Here is a 16,178-nt window from a genome sequence, read left to right as displayed (position 1 = left end):
GCCGGAAAAGGAGCGCGCATGGGCCACCAGGAGTTCATGTCCCAGGAGGAGGTCGATGCCCTCCTCAAGGGCGTCACGGGCGAAACCGACGCAATCGACGAGCAGCGCGATACGTCGGGCGTCCGCCCCTACAACATCGCGACGCAGGAGCGGATCGTCCGCGGCCGGATGCCCGGCCTCGAGATCATCAACGACCGCTTCGCGCGCCTCTTGCGGATCGGCATCTTCAACTTCATGCGGCGCACGGCGGAAATCTCCGTGAGCCAGGTGAAGGTGCTGAAGTACAGCGAGTTCACCCGCAACCTGCCGATCCCGACGAACCTGAACCTGGTGCACGTGAAGCCGCTGCGCGGCACGTCGCTGTTCGTGTTCGACCCGAACCTCGTGTTCTTCGTCGTCGACAACCTGTTCGGCGGCGACGGGCGTTTCCACACGCGCGTCGAAGGCCGCGACTTCACGGCCACCGAGCAGCGGATCATCGGCAAGCTGCTGAACCTCGTGTTCGAGCACTACACGACCGCGTGGAAGAGCGTGCGGCCGCTGCAGTTCGAATTCGTGCGCTCGGAGATGCACACGCAGTTCGCGAACGTCGCGACGCCGAACGAGATCGTGATCGTCACGCAGTTCTCGATCGAGTTCGGGCCGACCGGCGGCACGCTGCACATCTGCATGCCGTATTCGATGGTCGAGCCGATCCGCGACGTGCTCGCGTCGCCGATCCAGGGCGAGGCGCTCGAAGTCGACCGCCGCTGGGTGCGCGTGCTGTCGCAGCAGGTGCAGTCGGCCGAGGTCGAGCTGACCGCGGATCTCGCCGAGATCCCGTCGACGTTCGAGAAGATCCTGAACCTGCGCACGGGCGACGTGCTGCCGCTGGAGATCGCGGACACGATCACCGCGAAGGTCGACGGCGTGCCGGTGATGGAGTGCGGCTACGGCATTTTCAATGGTCAATATGCGTTGCGCGTACAGAAGATGATCAGCGCGGGCGACACGATGAAGGAAGGTGGATATGAGTGAGCTGAACCCGACGACCGAACTCGACCCGCAGGCACTCGCCGACGCGGCCCTCGCGGAATCGGCCGCGGCCGTGCAGGCGGCACCCGCCGCCGCGGAAGAGGATTCGGGCATGGACGACTGGGCCGCCGCGCTCGCCGAGCAGAACCAGCAGCCGGTGCAGGCGGGCGCGACCGGCGCCGGCGTGTTCCAGCCGCTGTCGAAGGCCGCGGCCAGCTCGACGCACAACGACATCGAGATGATTCTCGACATCCCGGTCAAGATGACCGTGGAGCTCGGCCGCACCAAGATCGCGATCCGCAACCTGCTGCAGCTTGCGCAGGGGTCCGTCGTCGAGCTCGACGGCCTCGCCGGCGAGCCGATGGACGTGCTCGTGAACGGCTGCCTGATCGCGCAGGGCGAGGTTGTGGTGGTCAACGACAAGTTCGGCATCCGGCTGACCGACATCATCACGCCGGCCGAACGGATCCGGAAGCTGAATCGATGAAAGTCGTGACGTCCGGCCGCCGCGCGCGCCTGTTCGCGATCGCGGCGGCGGCTGCCGTTGCCGCGTCGCTTGCGTGCGCGCCGGCCGGTGCCGCCGACATGAACGCGGTGAACAACGCCGGCGCCATCGCATCGAGCGTGACGGTCGGCTCGGCCGTGCCGTCGCTCGGCGTCGGCGCGGTGCTGCAGACGCTCGTCGGGCTCGCGGTCGTGATCGGCCTCGTATTCGGCTGCGCGTGGCTCGCGCGCCGCTTCGGGTTCCAGCCCGCGCGGCGCGGCGGCCCGCTGAAGGTCGTGTCGAGCGTCGCGCTCGGCGCGAAGGAAAGCGCGACGATCGTCGAGATCGGCGACACCTGGCTCGTGCTCGGCGTCGCGCCAGGCAACGTGCGGCTGCTGCATACGCTGCCGGCCGGCTCGGCGGCGGCCACCGCGACGGTCGAGGCACCCGCCGGCGGCACCGCATCCGGCGGCGGCCAGCCCGGCACGTTCGGCGCGCGGTTTCGCGACGCGCTCGCGGGCGAAGCCGCGAAGCGCTTCGGACGCGGCAAGGACCGCTGACATGGCGTCGCGCCCTCTTTCCGTACTCGCATTCCGATGAAACACGAATTCCTGCGTCGCGCGGCGCGCTTCGCGCCCGTGCTGATCCTCTGCGTCGCCCCGGCGCTCGCGTGCGCGCAGGCGGCCGGCCTGCCCGCGTTCAACACGAGCCCGGGCCCGAACGGCGGCACCACCTATTCGCTGAGCGTGCAGACGATGCTGCTGCTCACGATGCTGTCGTTCCTGCCGGCGATGCTGCTGATGATGACGAGCTTCACGCGCATCATCATCGTGCTGTCGCTGCTGCGCCAGGCGCTCGGCACCGCGACGACGCCGCCGAACCAGGTGCTGGTCGGCCTCGCGATGTTCCTCACCTTCTTCGTGATGTCGCCGGTGCTCGACCGCGCGTACGCCGACGGCTACAAGCCGTTTTCCGACGGCTCGATGCCGATGGAGCAGGCCGTGCAGCGCGGCGTCGCGCCGTTCAAGACCTTCATGCTGAAGCAGACCCGCGAGACCGATCTCGCGCTGTTCGCCAAGATCTCGAAGGCCGCGCCGATGCAGGGCCCGGAAGACGTGCCGCTGTCGCTGCTGGTGCCCGCGTTCGTCACGAGCGAGCTGAAGACCGGCTTCCAGATCGGCTTCACGATCTTCATCCCGTTCCTGATCATCGACATGGTCGTCGCGAGCGTGCTGATGTCGATGGGGATGATGATGGTGTCGCCGTCCACCGTGTCGCTGCCGTTCAAGCTGATGCTGTTCGTGCTGGTCGACGGCTGGCAGCTGCTGATCGGCTCGCTCGCGCAGAGCTTCACGTAAGCGGAGGAAGCGCACGATGACACCCGAACAGGTGATGACGCTGGCGCACCAGGCGATGATGGTCGGCCTGCTGCTGGCCGCCCCGCTGCTGCTGGTCGCGCTCGCGGTCGGCCTGGTCGTGAGCCTGTTCCAGGCCGCGACGCAGATCAACGAATCGACGCTGTCGTTCATCCCGAAGCTGCTCGCGGTGGCCGCGACGCTCGTGATCGCCGGCCCGTGGATGCTGACGACGATGCTCGACTACCTGCGGCAGACGCTGCTGCACGTCGCGACGCTCGGCGCCGGCTGAGCGGCGCGTCCGGCTCCGTTCCGCCACGATGTTCTCGGTTACCTACGCGCAGCTCAACGGCTGGCTGACGGCCTTCCTGTGGCCGTTCGTGCGGATGCTCGCGCTCGTCGCGACAGCGCCCGTGGTCGGCCATGCGGCCGTGCCGGTGCGCGTGAAGATCGGCATCGCCGCGTTCCTGGCGCTGGTCGTCGCGCCGACGCTCGGCGCGATGCCGGGCGTCACCGTGTTCTCCGCGCAGGGCATCTGGATCGTCGTCACGCAGTTCCTGATCGGTGCCGCGATGGGCTTCACGATGCAGATCGTGTTCGCGGCCGTCGAGGCGGCCGGCGACTTCATCGGCCTGTCGATGGGGCTCGGTTTCGCGACCTTCTTCGACCCGCATTCGAATGGCGCGACGCCGGCGATGGGCCGCTTCCTGAACGCGATCGCGATGCTCGCGTTTCTCGCGGTGGACGGCCACCTGCAGGTGTTCGCGGCGCTGGCCGCGTCGTTCCAGACGCTGCCGGTGTCGGCCGACCTGCTGCACGCGCCCGGCTGGCGCACGCTCGCCGCGTTCGGTGCGACCGTGTTCGAGATGGGGCTGCTGCTCGCGCTGCCGGTGGTCGCGGCGCTGCTGATCGCGAACCTCGCGCTCGGGATTTTGAACCGCGCGGCACCGCAGATCGGCATCTTCCAGATCGGCTTTCCGGTCACGATGCTGGTCGGGCTGTTGCTCGTGCAACTGATGATCCCGAACCTCGTGCCGTTCGTGTCGCATCTGTTCGACATGGGGCTGGATGCGATGGGGCGGGTGTTGATCGGGTGGCGCCAGGCCGCATGAGCCGCCGATTGCTGGAAAACCCCTAAAAGAACCGCCACCCCGCGAAAGGTTGCAGAAGGTTTCGCCTTCCTATACTCGTCAGGACGATGCACCAAGCATCGCGCCATACGAATACAACGAAGGAGACGACCCCGATGCGACCCATCCTGCGCACCCTCGCCGTGGCAGCCAGCCTGAGCTGCGCGCTCGCCGCTCACCCCGCTTTCGCCGACGACGGCGGCAAGATCACGATCATGGTCGGCGGGATCGCGAAGCTGATCTACCTGCCCGCGCGGCTCACGCAGGAGCTCGGCAACTTCAAGGCCGAAGGGCTCGACGTCGAGCTGCTGTCGCAGCCGGCCGGCGTCGACGCCGAGAACGAGCTGCTGGCGGGCGCCGTGCAGGGCGTCGTCGGCTTCTACGACCATACGATCGACCTGCAGAGCAAGGGCAAGGACGTGAAGGCGATCGCCGTGTTCGGCCAGGTGCCGGGCGAGGTCGAGATGGTGTCGACCAAGGCGGCACCCACCTTCAAGTCGATGGCCGACGCGAAGGGCAAGACGCTCGGCGTGACGGGCCTCGGCTCGTCGACGAGCTTCCTCACGCAATATCTCGCGCTGCAGCACGGCGTGCCGTCGACGCAGTACACGATGCTGCCGGTCGGCGCCGACGCGAGCTTCATCGCCGCGATCAAGCAGGGCCGCATCGACGCCGGGATGACGACCGAGCCGACGGTGTCCGCGCTCGAGAAGATGGGCGACGCGAAGGTGCTGGTCGACCTGCGCACGCTGGAAGGCACGCGCGCCGCGCTCGGCGGCACCTATCCGGCCGCGAGCCTGTACGTGCAGTCGGCGTGGGCCGATTCGCACAAGGCCGAAGCCACCAAGCTCGCGCACGCGTTCGCGAAGACGATGCAGTTCATCCACACGCACAGCGCCGAGGAAATCGCCGCGAAGATGCCGGCCGACTACCAGAAGGACAAGGCGCTGTACGTGTCCGCGCTGAAGGCATCGCTGCCGATGTACACCGCCGACGCGAAGATGCCGGCCGACGGCCCGGCGACCGTGCTGAAGGTGCTGTCGGCGTTCAACCCGTCGGTGAAGGGCAAGCACATCGACCTGGCGCGCACCTACACCAACGATTTCGTGAACGCGAAGTAATCGATCTCGGCGCCGGCGGCGGCGATCCCGCCGCCGCGCGTTCCCCGTTCCGGCCCGGCTGACCGGCCCGGCGCCGCCACGATGCGGCGCCCTCCTCACCCGCAGGACGAATGCGATGACCCAGGCAGTTTCTCCGAGCACACCGGCGATCGAGTTTCGCAATGTGTCGTGCCGCTTCATTTCGCCGGAAGGCAAGGCCACCGTCGCGCTGCGCGACTTCAGCATGAGCGTCGCGCGCGGCGAGTTCATCGCGATCGTCGGGCCGACGGGCTGCGGCAAGTCGACCACGCTGAACCTGATCACCGGGCTGTTGAAGCCGGCTTCCGGCGAGGTGCGCGTGATGGGCCGCCCGGTCGACGGGATCGATCCGCGCATCGGCTTCGTGTTCCAGGCCGACGCGGTGTTCCCGTGGCGCAACGTGATCGACAACGTCGCGGCGGGCCCGCTGTTTCGCGGCCGCTCGAAGGACGTCGCCTACGCGCAGGCCGAGGAATGGATCCGCAAGGTCGGCCTCGACAAGTTCACGAAACACTACCCGCACCAGCTCTCCGGCGGGATGAGAAAGCGCGTCGCGCTCGCGCAGACCTTCATCAACCAGCCGGAAATCCTGCTGATGGACGAGCCGTTCTCCGCGCTCGACATGCAGACGCGCACGCTGATGCAGGACGAGCTGCTGCAGCTGTGGTCCGCGAACAAGGGCTCGGTCGTGTTCGTCACGCACGATCTCGAGGAGGCGATCGCGCTCGCCGACCGCGTGTTCGTGCTGACCGCGCGCCCCGCGACGCTCAAGCGCGTGTACGAGATCGACCTGCCGCGCCCGCGCGTCACGTCGGAGATTCGCTACGACACGCGCTTCATCGAAATTTCCAAGGACATCTGGCACGACCTGCGCGAAGAAGTGCAGATCGGCTGACAGCAGCAAGGACAGGACAGGAGCATGACCGACATGACGCTTCCCCCCACCGCCATTCCGGCAACGTCGCTCGAGGACGAGTCGCGTGCCGCTCAAACCCGGCTGCGCCGCCGCCGGCAACTGATCATCGGCCTGCGGATCGCCGTGCTCGTCGTCGTGCTGGGCGGCTGGGAACTCGCCGCACGCCTGAAGTGGATCGATCCGTTCTTCTTCTCTCAGCCGACGCTGATCTTCGCGCAGCTCCAGGACTGGTTCGCGAACGGCACGTCGCAAGGGCCGCTGCTTACGCAGGTCTGGGTGACGCTCGAGGAAACCACGATCGGCTTCCTGATCGGCTCGGTCGCCGGCGTGCTCTGCGGGATCGTGCTCGGCCGCAACAAGCTGATGTCCGACGTGTTCGGCCTCTATATCCAGATCGCGAACTCGATCCCGCGCGTCGTGCTCGGCTCGATTTTCGTGATCGCGCTCGGCCTCGGCATGGCGTCGAAGATCGCGCTGGCCGTCGTGATGGTGTTCTTCGTGGTATTCGGCAACGCGTTCCAGGGCGTGCGCGAAGCCGACCGCTACCTGATCGCGAATGCGCAGATCCTCGGCGCGTCGCGCCGGCAGATCACCACATCTGTCGTGATTCCATCCGCGCTGTCGTGGATTCTCGCGAGCCTGCACGTGAGCTTCGGCTTCGCGCTGGTCGGCGCGGTCGTCGGCGAATTCCTGGGTTCCAAGCAGGGCATCGGCCTGCTAATCTCCACCGCCCAGGGCGCGTTCAACGCGAGCGGCGTGTTCGCGGCGATGATCGTGCTGGCCGTGGTCGCGCTGGCCGCCGACTATCTGCTGACCTGGCTCGAGAAGCGCTTGCTCAAGTGGCGCCCCGCCGCGTTCTGAGCAACGCACGCATCATCGAATGACACGCCCGAACCGCGCCGGTTACCCCGGCGCGGTTCGGCATTGAGGAGACGGAATGGCGCACAGCCTGCGCGGGCGGCTCTTGTGGTGGCTGCTGCTGCCGCTCGCGGCTTTCGTGCTGATCGCGGGCGCGATGTCGTACGACACCGCGCGGCGCACGGCCGGGCTCGTGCAGGACAGCGCGCTCGTCGCGTCCGCGCGCACGATCGGCGAGGACGTCGAATGGCGCAACGGGCGGCCGGCGGCCGACGTGCCGCCGGCCGCGCTGGAGATCTTCGAATCGCCGTCGGGCGATTCGGTGTTCTACAAGGTGATCGACGGTCACGACCGGCTGCTCGCGGGCAACCCGGCGCTCGCGGTGCCCGGGCGGCACGGGGTCGAGCCGACGCTGTACGACACGTCGCTCGACGGCGTGCGGCTGCGCGCGGCCGCCTATGATCGCCAGCTGTACGACGAGGGGCAGATCGAGACGGTCACGGTGATCGTCGCGAAGACGACGCGCTCGTACGACGCGATGGTCGCGACGATCTGGCGGCCGCAGCTCGTGCGCCTGTCGCTGATGCTGGTGCTCGCGATCGTGCTCGTCTATCTCGGCCTCACGCTCGAGTTGCGCCCGCTGATGAAGCTGAAGGACGACGTCGCCGACCGCGGGCCGATGGAACTGGAGCCGATCCGCCCGGAGCGGCTGCAGCACGAGCTGCGGCCGATCGTCGACGCGATCAACCAGTGCATCGCGCGGCTCAATACGCACACGGCCACGCAGCGTCGCTTCATCGCCGACGCCGCGCACCAGCTGCGCACGCCGATCGCGGTGCTCGACACGCAGATCCAGTACGCGCAGCAGCGCGACCATGACGATCGAGAGCTGGCGTCGGTGCTCGACAGCATGCAGCGTAGCAGCCGCAGGATGGCCGACGTGACCGACAAGCTGCTGCTGCTCGCGCACGCGGAAGCGACGCCGTCGACGCTGCTCACGCATCGCGTCGATCTTGCGGCCGTGGTATCGAGCGTGCTCGAGGAAACGATCGTGCTCGCGCAGCAGCGCGACATCGACCTCGGCGCCGATCTCGGCGAACGGCTCGACGTCGCAGGCAGCGACAGCCTGCTGACCGCGCTGGTGATGAACCTCGTCGACAACGCGGTGCGCTATACGCAGCCGGGCGGCTGCGTGACGGTCGCGGCACGGCGCGACGGCGCCGCGGTCGTGCTGGAGGTGGTCGACAACGGCCCCGGCATTCCGGCCGAAGCGCGGCCGCACGTGTTCAAGCGGTTCTACCGCGTGTCGGCCGACACCGAAGGCTCGGGCCTGGGTCTCGCGATCGTCCGCGAGATCGCGCAGGCGCACGGCGGCAGCGCGTCGCTCGCGCCGGGCCTCGGCAATCGCGGTATCGTCGTGACTGTGCGGCTGCCCGCGTACGATTGAAGAGTGCGCCCAAACCTGTCGCTGCGCGCCAGGCCCGCCAAGGGGACTTCCTGCCGGGCGGGAAACTTGGGGCGGCCCCGCGTTTCCTTGAAGAGATGAAGTCGTCATGAAACTCCTGCTGGTCGAAGACAACGCCGAACTCGCGCACTGGATCGTGAACCTGCTGCGCGGCGAGGATTTCGCGGTCGACTGCGTCGGTGACGGCGAGCGCGCGGATACGGTGCTGAAAACGGAGCGCTACGACGCGGTGCTGCTCGACATGCGGCTGCCTGGCATCAGCGGCAAGGAAGTGCTTGCGCGATTGCGGCGCCGCAACGACAACGTGCCGGTGCTGATGCTGACCGCGCACGGCTCGGTCGACGACAAGGTCGACTGCTTCGGCGCGGGCGCCGACGACTACGTGGTCAAGCCGTTCGAATCGCGCGAGCTGGTCGCGCGGATCCGCGCGCTGATCCGCCGGCAGGCCGGCGTGGGCACGACGCAGCTCGTGTGCGGCGATCTCGTCTATGCGTTCGGCACGCGTGAATTCCGCTGCGGCGACACGGTGCTCGCGCTGCGCCGCCGCGAGCATGCGATTCTCGAAACGCTGATGCTGCAGCAGAACAAGACGGTATCGAAGGCGCGGCTGATGGACAGCGTGTTCGCGCTCGACGACGAGCCGAGCGCGGATGCGATCGACATCTACATCCACCGGCTGCGCAAGCATCTCGCGCTCAGCACGGCCGAGATCATCACGCTGCGCGGGCTCGGCTATATCCTGCGCGCGAAGACCTCTCAGGACTGACGGCGCGGCCCGCGGCATCGATTCGCAGCACGTAATGTTGTTTTGACAGCCCGCGGGCTGTCGGCTTGCCCGAATCCCGATTATTGCGATTTCGGTGTTTTCACCGATCCGATTCTTTCCTCCGGGAAAGCGGCGTGAAGGATTGCCCCCTCTACGATGCCATGCGTCGGCCCTCTCGCTGTGGTCGGCAACATCCGGCATACATTACGTACTGCCAACAAACAGATTTCAATGCGGCAGCTCGGAGGAGACGATCTTGAAACGAAAAACCCTTGCCCTTTCCATCGCGGCGGCAGGCCTGTGCGCCGGCACCCAGGCGCAGGCGCAGTCGAGCGTGCAGCTTTACGGCCTGATGGACCTGAGCTTTCCGACCTACCGGACCCACGCCGACGCCAACGGCAACCATGTGATCGGCATGGGCAACGAGGGCGAGCCGTGGTTCAGCGGCAGCCGCTGGGGCTTGCGGGGCGCGGAGGACATCGGCGGCGGCACGAAGATCATCTTCCGCCTCGAAAGCGAATTCGTGGTCGCGAACGGCCAGATGGAAGACGAGGGCCAGATCTTCGACCGTGACGCATGGGTCGGCGTCGAGGACGAGCGCTTCGGCAAGCTGACGGCCGGCTTCCAGAACACGATCGCGCGCGACGCGTCGGCGATCTACGGCGACGCGTACGGCTCCGCGAAGCTGACGACCGAGGAAGGCGGCTGGACCAACTCGAACAACTTCAAGCAGATGATCTTCTACGCGGCCGGCCCGACCGGCACGCGCTACAACAACGGCGTCGCGTGGAAGAAGCTGTTCAGCAACGGCATCTTCGCGAGCGCCGGCTACCAGTTCAGCAACTCGACCTCGTTCGCGACCGGCTCCGCATACCAGGTCGCGCTCGGCTACAACGGCGGGCCGTTCGCCGTGTCGGGCTTCTACAACCACGTGAACCACAACGGCTTCAGGAACCAGACGTTCTCGGTCGGCGGCGACTACTCGTTCAGCATCGTGCGCCTGAATGCCGGCTACTTCCGCTACAACGGCGACCAGGGCTCGCTCGGCCAGCGCCACGACGATTCGTGGACCGTGTCGATGAAGATCGCGCCGAAGGGCGCGCTCGACTACGAGCTCGGTTATCAGCAGATGCGCATCAAGAACGCCGCGTACAACGCCGACGGCTTCACGCCGAACGCGAACCTCGGCTCGTTCAGCCTGACCAACGGCGTCGGCAACGGCTTCAAGGAGACGATCTACGGGTCGGTGTTCTACCATCTGAGCAAGCGCACCGAGCTGTACCTCGCCGGCGACTACATGAAGCTGCATGGCGGCTACAAGGTGTCGTCGACGTTTGGCGCGAAGAACCAGCTCGAACTGACGTCGGGCATCCGCACACGCTTCTGACCGGAGGGCCGGCCATCGGGGCGGGGCCCGCCGGGCTCCGCCACCCTCTCCGTCCGGGATTCTCCATGCTGGCACGGCGGCGCATCGCGCTGACCGTGCCCTTTTTTTCGTCGTCTTTTCGTCGTTTCCGGCGTGCGCAGAGCCCTCGAGGAGCGCCCGTCGGCCGCCGCCGCGACCACCAACCCGAAGCCGCTTGCGGCCCGTCCGGCGGGCGATCGCGGCCGATGCGCGCACGATCGCCTCACATCGGTGCTTGACCTGCGCCGACCGACTCGCTAGCGTTTCGGGTTTGCCCGGGTGGCCATTGCCGCCGGAGCCGTGAGTGCGCCCGACGTCCTGGCGCACGCGGCCGGGCTCCGATGGAAAAAACGATGCAGAAACTCGATGCGGCGAGCCCGCAGGCGATGTCGACGGATTTCACCGCCGACAACGTCGCGCGCCTGAAGGCGCTGTTCCCCGAACTCGTGACCGAAGGCCCGGACGGCGCGTCGGTCAACGTCGACGTGCTCAAGGCGCTGGTCGGCGAGCGCACCGTCGGCGACGCCGACGAGCGCTACGGCTTCCACTGGCACGGCAAGCGCAGCGCGCGCCAGGCCGCGCTCACGCCGTCGACGGGCACGCTGCGTCCGTGCCCTGCCGACAGCGTCGCATGGGACGACACGCGCCACCTCGTGATCGAGGGCGACAACCTCGACGTGATGAAGCTGCTGCACAAGAGCTACGCGGGCAAGGTGAAGCTCGTCTACATCGACCCGCCGTACAACACCGGCAGCGATTTCGTCTATCCGGACGACTTCAGCGACAGCATCCGCCACTACCTGGCGATGACGGGCCAGACCGACGGTGGCGTGAAGCGCAGCACCAACACCGAGGCGAACGGCCGGTTCCACACCGACTGGCTGAACATGATGTATCCGCGCCTGAAACTCGCGCACGCGCTGCTGTCCGACGAAGGGCTGATCGCCGTGCACATCGACGAGCACGAGGTGCATGCGCTCGTGCTGATGCTGCGCGAGATCTTCGGCGAGGAGAACGAGCTCGGCGTCGCCGTGTGGGACAAGCGCAACCCGAAGGGCGACGCGCGCGGCGTCGCGTACCAGCACGAATCGCTGGTGCTGTTCGCGCGCAACGCCGAGACGCTGCTCGAGCAGGCGCCGCTGAAGCGCCCGAAGCGCAACGCGCAGCGCATGCTGGATGCCGCGCACGACGCGGTGTACCGCAGCGGCAACGCGAAGGACGCGCAGAAGGCCTACCGCGCGTGGATGAAGGCGCAGACCAACCTGTCCGGCGGCGAGGTGATGTACGACCGGCTGTCGGCCGACGGGCGCGTGTACCGCCTCGTGTCGATGGCGTGGCCGAACAAGAAGAAGGCGCCGGACGAGTATTTCACGCCGCTGATCCACCCGGTCACCGGCAAGCCGTGCGCGATGCCGGCGCGCGGCTGGCGCAACCCGCCCGCGACGATGCAGGCGCTGATCGAGCGCGGCCAGATCGAATTCGGTCCGGATGAAACCACGCAGCCGCAGCGGATCTACTACCTCGACGAGAACATGTACGAGAACGTGCCGTCGGTGCTGCCGTTCGCCGGCTCCGACGACGCGCTGCTGAAGACGCTCGGCATCCCGTTCGACCAGCCGAAGCCGGTGGATTTCGCGGCGGCGGTGATCGGCTGGTGCACGCGCGGCGACGACATCGTGCTCGACTGCTTCGCGGGTTCCGGCTCGACCGGCCACGCGGTGATGCAGGTGAACGCGACCGACGGCGGCGCGCGGCGCTACATCCTCGTGCAGTTGCCCGAGGCGCTCGACCGCCGCGACAAGACGCAGCTCGCGGCCGCCGATTTCTGCGCGAAGCTGAAGAAGCCGCTGACCCTCGCGGAAATCACCAAGGAACGCCTGCGCCGCACCGCGCAGCAGGTCGCGCGCGACTACCCGGAAAGCTATGGCGACCTCGGTTTCCGCGTCTATCGGCTCGATACGACCAACGTGATCGAATGGGATCCGCGCCGCGACGACTTCGACCACGCGCTGTTCGCGTCCGTCGAGCACGTGAAGACCGGCCGCAGCGAGGACGACCTGCTCGCCGAACTCACGTTGAAGCTCGGCCTCGATCTGTGCACGCCGGTCGAACATCACCCGGTCGCGGGCAAGACCGTGCACCTGATCGGCCGCTCGATCGTCGCGTGCTTCGACGCGCGCATCGCGCGCGACGACGCGGGCCCGCTCGCCGACGGCATCGTCGAGCTGCTCGACGCGACGGGTGCCACGCGCGACGTCACGTGCCTGTTCCGCGACAGCGGCTTCGTCGACGACGTCGCGAAGCTCAATCTCGCCGCGCTGCTCGAACAGCACGGCGTGAAGCGCGTGCGGAGCCTGTGATGCGGCTGCATTTCGAAGCGGATCTCGACTACCAGCGCGAGGCGATCGACGCCGTCTGCGACCTGTTTCGCGGCCAGGAATCGTATCGCGGCGACTTCAGCGTGCTCGCGAACGCCGCGCCCGGCACGACGGCCGCGGCGCAAGGCTCGCTCGGCTTCGCGGTGTCGGAGCAAGGCGTCGGCAACCGGCTGTCGCTGACCGACGACGCGCTCGCGCGCAACCTCGCCGACGTGCAGCTGCGCGGCGGGCTGCCGCCGTCCGGCCTGCCCGGCTCGCGCGACTTCACCGTCGAGATGGAGACCGGCACCGGCAAGACCTACGTGTACCTGCGCACGATCTTCGAGCTGAACCGCCGCTACGGCTTCACGAAGTTCGTGATCGTCGTGCCGTCGATCGCGATCAAGGAAGGCGTGCACAAGACGCTGTCCATCACCGAGGATCACTTCCGCGCGCTGTACGCGGGCGTGCCGTACGACTACTTCCTGTACGACTCCGCGAAGCTCGGCCAGGTGCGCCACTTCGCGGCGAGCGCGGCGATCCAGATCATGGTGATGACGGTCGCCGCGATCAACAAGAAAGAGATCAACAACCTCTATAAAGACAGCGAGAAGACCGGCGGCGAGAAGCCGATCGACCTGATCCGCGCGACGCGGCCGATCGTGATCGTCGACGAGCCGCAGAGCGTCGACGGCGGGCTCGAGGGGCGCGGCCGCGAAGCGCTCGCCGCGATGGCGCCGCTCTGCACGCTGCGCTATTCGGCCACGCACGTCGACCGTCACCACATGGTGTACCGGCTCGATGCGGTCGACGCGTACGAACGCAAGCTCGTCAAGCAGATCGAGATCGCGTCGGCGATTGTCGAGGACGCGCACAACAAGCCTTACGTGCGGCTCGTCGGCGTGTCGAACCGGCGCGGCGCGATCAGCGCGCGCGTCGAGCTCGACGTCGCGACGGCGGCCGGCGTGAAGCGCCAGATCGTGACGGCGACCGACGGCGACGACCTCGAACGCCTGACCAAGCGCGCGCTGTATGCAGGGCTGCGGGTCGGCGAAGTGCATGCGGTGAAGGGCGCCGAGTACGTCGAGCTGCGCCATCCGGAAGGCGAGGCGTTCCTGTCGCTCGGCGAGGCGTTCGGCGACATCGACACGCTCGCCGTGCAGCGCGAGATGATCCGCCGCACGATCCGCGAGCATCTCGACAAGGAATTGCGCCTCGCCGAGCGCGGCGTGAAGGTGCTGTCGCTGTTCTTCGTCGATTCGGTCGAACGCTATCGCCGCTACGACGAGAACGGGATGCCGGTGAAGGGCGACTACGCGCTGATCTTCGAAGAAGAATATGCGCGCGCGGCGCGCGTGCCGGCCTACCGTGCGCTGTTCGACGGCGTCGATGTCGCGCTCGAAGTCGAGCGCGCACACAACGGCTACTTCTCGATCGACCGCAAGGGCGGTTGGACCGACACGAGCGAGAGCAGCGCCGCGGCGCGCGAGAACGCGGAGCGCGCGTACGGCCTCATCATGCGCGAGAAGGAAGCGCTGCTGTCGTTTGACACGCCGCTGAAGTTCATCTTCTCGCACTCGGCGCTGAAGGAAGGCTGGGACAACCCGAACGTGTTCCAGATCTGCACGCTGCGCGACATCCAGACCGAACGCGAGCGTCGCCAGACGCTCGGCCGCGGGCTGCGCCTCGCCGTCGACCAGGACGGTGAACGCGTGCGCGATCCGGGCGTAAACACGCTTACCGTGATCGCGACCGAGCGCTACGAGTCGTTCGCGGAGAACCTGCAGAAGGAAATCGAGGCCGATACGGGCATCCGTTTCGGGATCGTCGAGGAACACCAGTTCGCGGCGCTGCCGGTGCAGGAAGGCGACGGGCCCGCGCACGCGCTCGGCATCGAGCTGTCGCGCGTGCTGTGGACGCATCTGCACGAGCAGGGCTACGTCGACGCGCAAGGCAAGGTGCTCGACCGGCTGAAGGATGCGCTGCGCCAGAGCGCGCTCGTGCTGCCTGCGGCGTTCGAGACGCTGCGCGCGCCGATCGTCGCGACGCTGCGCAAGCTGTCGGGCCGCTTCGCGGTGCGCAACGCGGACGAGCGGCGCGCGATCGCATTGCGACGCGACGCGTCGGGCAAGGCCGTCGTGTTCGGCGACGACTTCCGCGCGTTGTGGGACCGCATCCGCCATCGCACCGTGTACAGCGTCGAGTTCGACAACGCGAAGCTCGTGCGCGACTGCACGGCCGCGCTGCGCGACGCGCCGGACATCGCGCGCGCGCGGCTGCAGTGGCGCAAGGCCGAGATCGACATCGGCAAGGCCGGCATCGAGGCGATCGAGGTGGCCGGCGCCGGCACGGTGCTGATCGACGAAGGCGAGCTGCCGCTGCCCGACCTGCTCACCGAACTGCAGGACCGCACGCAGCTCACGCGCCGCTCGCTCGCGACGATCCTGGCCGACAGCGGCCGGCTCGATGATTTCCGCGTGAATCCGCAGCAGTTCATCGCGCTGGCCGCCGATGCGATCAACCGCTGCAAGCGGCTCGCGCTGGTTGCCGGCATCGCGTACCGGAAGCTCGGCGAGCGCCACGTGCATGCGCTCGAGTCGTTCGAAAGCGAGGCGCTGACCGGTTATCTGCGCAACCTGCGGCCGGATGCGCGGAAGTCGATCCACGAGGCCGTCGTGTGCGAGACCGACGCCGAGCGCGCGTTCGCCGATGCGCTGGAAGCGCACGACGGCGTGAAGCTGTACGCGAAGCTGCCCGCATGGTTCCGCGTGCCGACGCCGCTCGGCAGCTATCACCCCGACTGGGCGGTGCTCGCGGAGCAGGATGGCGGCGAGCGGCTGTACTTCGTCGTCGATACGCCGAATGCAGACGGCAACGTGACGAGCGAGCACGAGCGCGCGAAGCTCGCGTGCGGCGAAGCGCATTTCCGGGCGCTGGTGGACGGCGGAGCGGCCGCGCGGTTCGTGCGCGTCAGGCAGGCCGACGCGTTGTTCGAGCCTGTCGCAGCCGTCGCGCCGCTGGCGGGCGCGGGGCGCTGAAACGAAGGGCGGCGACGAGCCGCCCTTTTTTCATGGCGCGGGCCGCGATGCTGCTGCGATGGTGGGCGCCGCGGGGACGAATTCGCCTGTCATTTCCATGAAAGCGATTCGTATTCCCGCGCGCTCGCGGGCGTGGTTACGGCTGGTTGCAAATCGGGGTCGACGCGATGCCGGCGCGCGACACGTCCATTGCGCCGCCGCCATGAAAAAAGGACGCCGAAGCGCCCTTCTTTCCGCGTGCGTACGCCTCG

The 16,178-nt window shown here is 67.7% G+C and carries 14 protein-coding genes; all 14 read left to right on the top strand.

The window, feature by feature from the left end:
• Positions 1-18 precede the first annotated feature (18 nt).
• Positions 19-1,017, top strand: coding sequence for a flagellar motor switch protein FliM (gene fliM / locus NQV17_RS30205; protein WP_257775087.1), 999 nt, complete (start codon positions 19-21; stop codon positions 1,015-1,017).
• The gene (gene fliN, locus NQV17_RS30200) at positions 1,010-1,501 is read left to right on the top strand and encodes a flagellar motor switch protein FliN (protein ID WP_044845191.1); all 492 of its coding nucleotides are present in this window, start codon (positions 1,010-1,012) and stop codon (positions 1,499-1,501) included. Before fliM ends, fliN begins: the two co-directional genes overlap by 8 nt.
• Positions 1,498-2,058, top strand: a complete 561-nt coding sequence (fliO, locus tag NQV17_RS30195; RefSeq protein WP_124486790.1) for a flagellar biosynthetic protein FliO — start codon at positions 1,498-1,500, stop codon at positions 2,056-2,058. The genes fliN and fliO overlap by 4 nt, the downstream gene beginning before the upstream one ends.
• 36 nt (positions 2,059-2,094) lie before the next feature.
• Positions 2,095-2,856: a flagellar type III secretion system pore protein FliP gene (gene fliP, locus NQV17_RS30190; RefSeq protein WP_044845189.1), complete on the top strand. Its 762-nt coding sequence runs from the start codon at positions 2,095-2,097 to the stop codon at positions 2,854-2,856.
• A gap of 16 nt (positions 2,857-2,872) precedes the next feature.
• Complete coding sequence (fliQ, locus tag NQV17_RS30185) at positions 2,873-3,145, top strand: flagellar biosynthesis protein FliQ (RefSeq protein WP_006750427.1); 273 nt, start codon at positions 2,873-2,875, stop codon at positions 3,143-3,145.
• Between the two features lie 28 nt (positions 3,146-3,173).
• Positions 3,174-3,965, top strand: a complete 792-nt coding sequence (gene fliR, locus NQV17_RS30180; protein WP_257775086.1) for a flagellar biosynthetic protein FliR — start codon at positions 3,174-3,176, stop codon at positions 3,963-3,965.
• A 134-nt stretch (positions 3,966-4,099) separates the two neighbouring features.
• Positions 4,100-5,104, top strand: a complete 1,005-nt coding sequence (locus tag NQV17_RS30175; protein WP_044845245.1) for an ABC transporter substrate-binding protein — start codon at positions 4,100-4,102, stop codon at positions 5,102-5,104.
• Between the two features lie 115 nt (positions 5,105-5,219).
• Entirely contained in the window at positions 5,220-6,017 is a 798-nt protein-coding gene (locus tag NQV17_RS30170) for an ABC transporter ATP-binding protein (protein WP_044845187.1), read from the top strand.
• 24 nt (positions 6,018-6,041) lie between these two features.
• On the top strand, positions 6,042-6,899 hold the full coding sequence (locus NQV17_RS30165; protein ID WP_124520428.1) for an ABC transporter permease: 858 nt from the start codon (positions 6,042-6,044) through the stop codon (positions 6,897-6,899).
• 76 nt (positions 6,900-6,975) lie between these two features.
• The gene (locus tag NQV17_RS30160) at positions 6,976-8,343 is read left to right on the top strand and encodes a sensor histidine kinase (RefSeq protein ID WP_257775085.1); all 1,368 of its coding nucleotides are present in this window, start codon (positions 6,976-6,978) and stop codon (positions 8,341-8,343) included.
• A gap of 106 nt (positions 8,344-8,449) precedes the next feature.
• Entirely contained in the window at positions 8,450-9,127 is a 678-nt protein-coding gene (locus tag NQV17_RS30155; RefSeq protein WP_257775084.1) for a response regulator, read from the top strand.
• A gap of 256 nt (positions 9,128-9,383) precedes the next feature.
• Positions 9,384-10,514 (top strand): porin, encoded by a 1,131-nt coding sequence (locus NQV17_RS30150; protein WP_257775083.1) that lies wholly within the window; start codon positions 9,384-9,386, stop codon positions 10,512-10,514.
• A gap of 371 nt (positions 10,515-10,885) precedes the next feature.
• Positions 10,886-12,892 (top strand): site-specific DNA-methyltransferase, encoded by a 2,007-nt coding sequence (locus NQV17_RS30145; protein WP_257775082.1) that lies wholly within the window; start codon positions 10,886-10,888, stop codon positions 12,890-12,892.
• Complete coding sequence (locus tag NQV17_RS30140) at positions 12,892-15,927, top strand: type III restriction-modification system endonuclease (protein ID WP_257775081.1); 3,036 nt, start codon at positions 12,892-12,894, stop codon at positions 15,925-15,927. Before NQV17_RS30145 ends, NQV17_RS30140 begins: the two co-directional genes overlap by 1 nt.
• Positions 15,928-16,178 lie beyond the last annotated feature (251 nt).

Origin of the sequence: Burkholderia sp. SCN-KJ (assembly GCF_024656005.1) — a bacterium.
In the GTDB taxonomy this organism is placed as follows: domain Bacteria; phylum Pseudomonadota; class Gammaproteobacteria; order Burkholderiales; family Burkholderiaceae; genus Burkholderia.
Note: the sequence above shows the minus strand (reverse complement) of the source record. Positions and strands in the feature narration are given on the sequence as shown.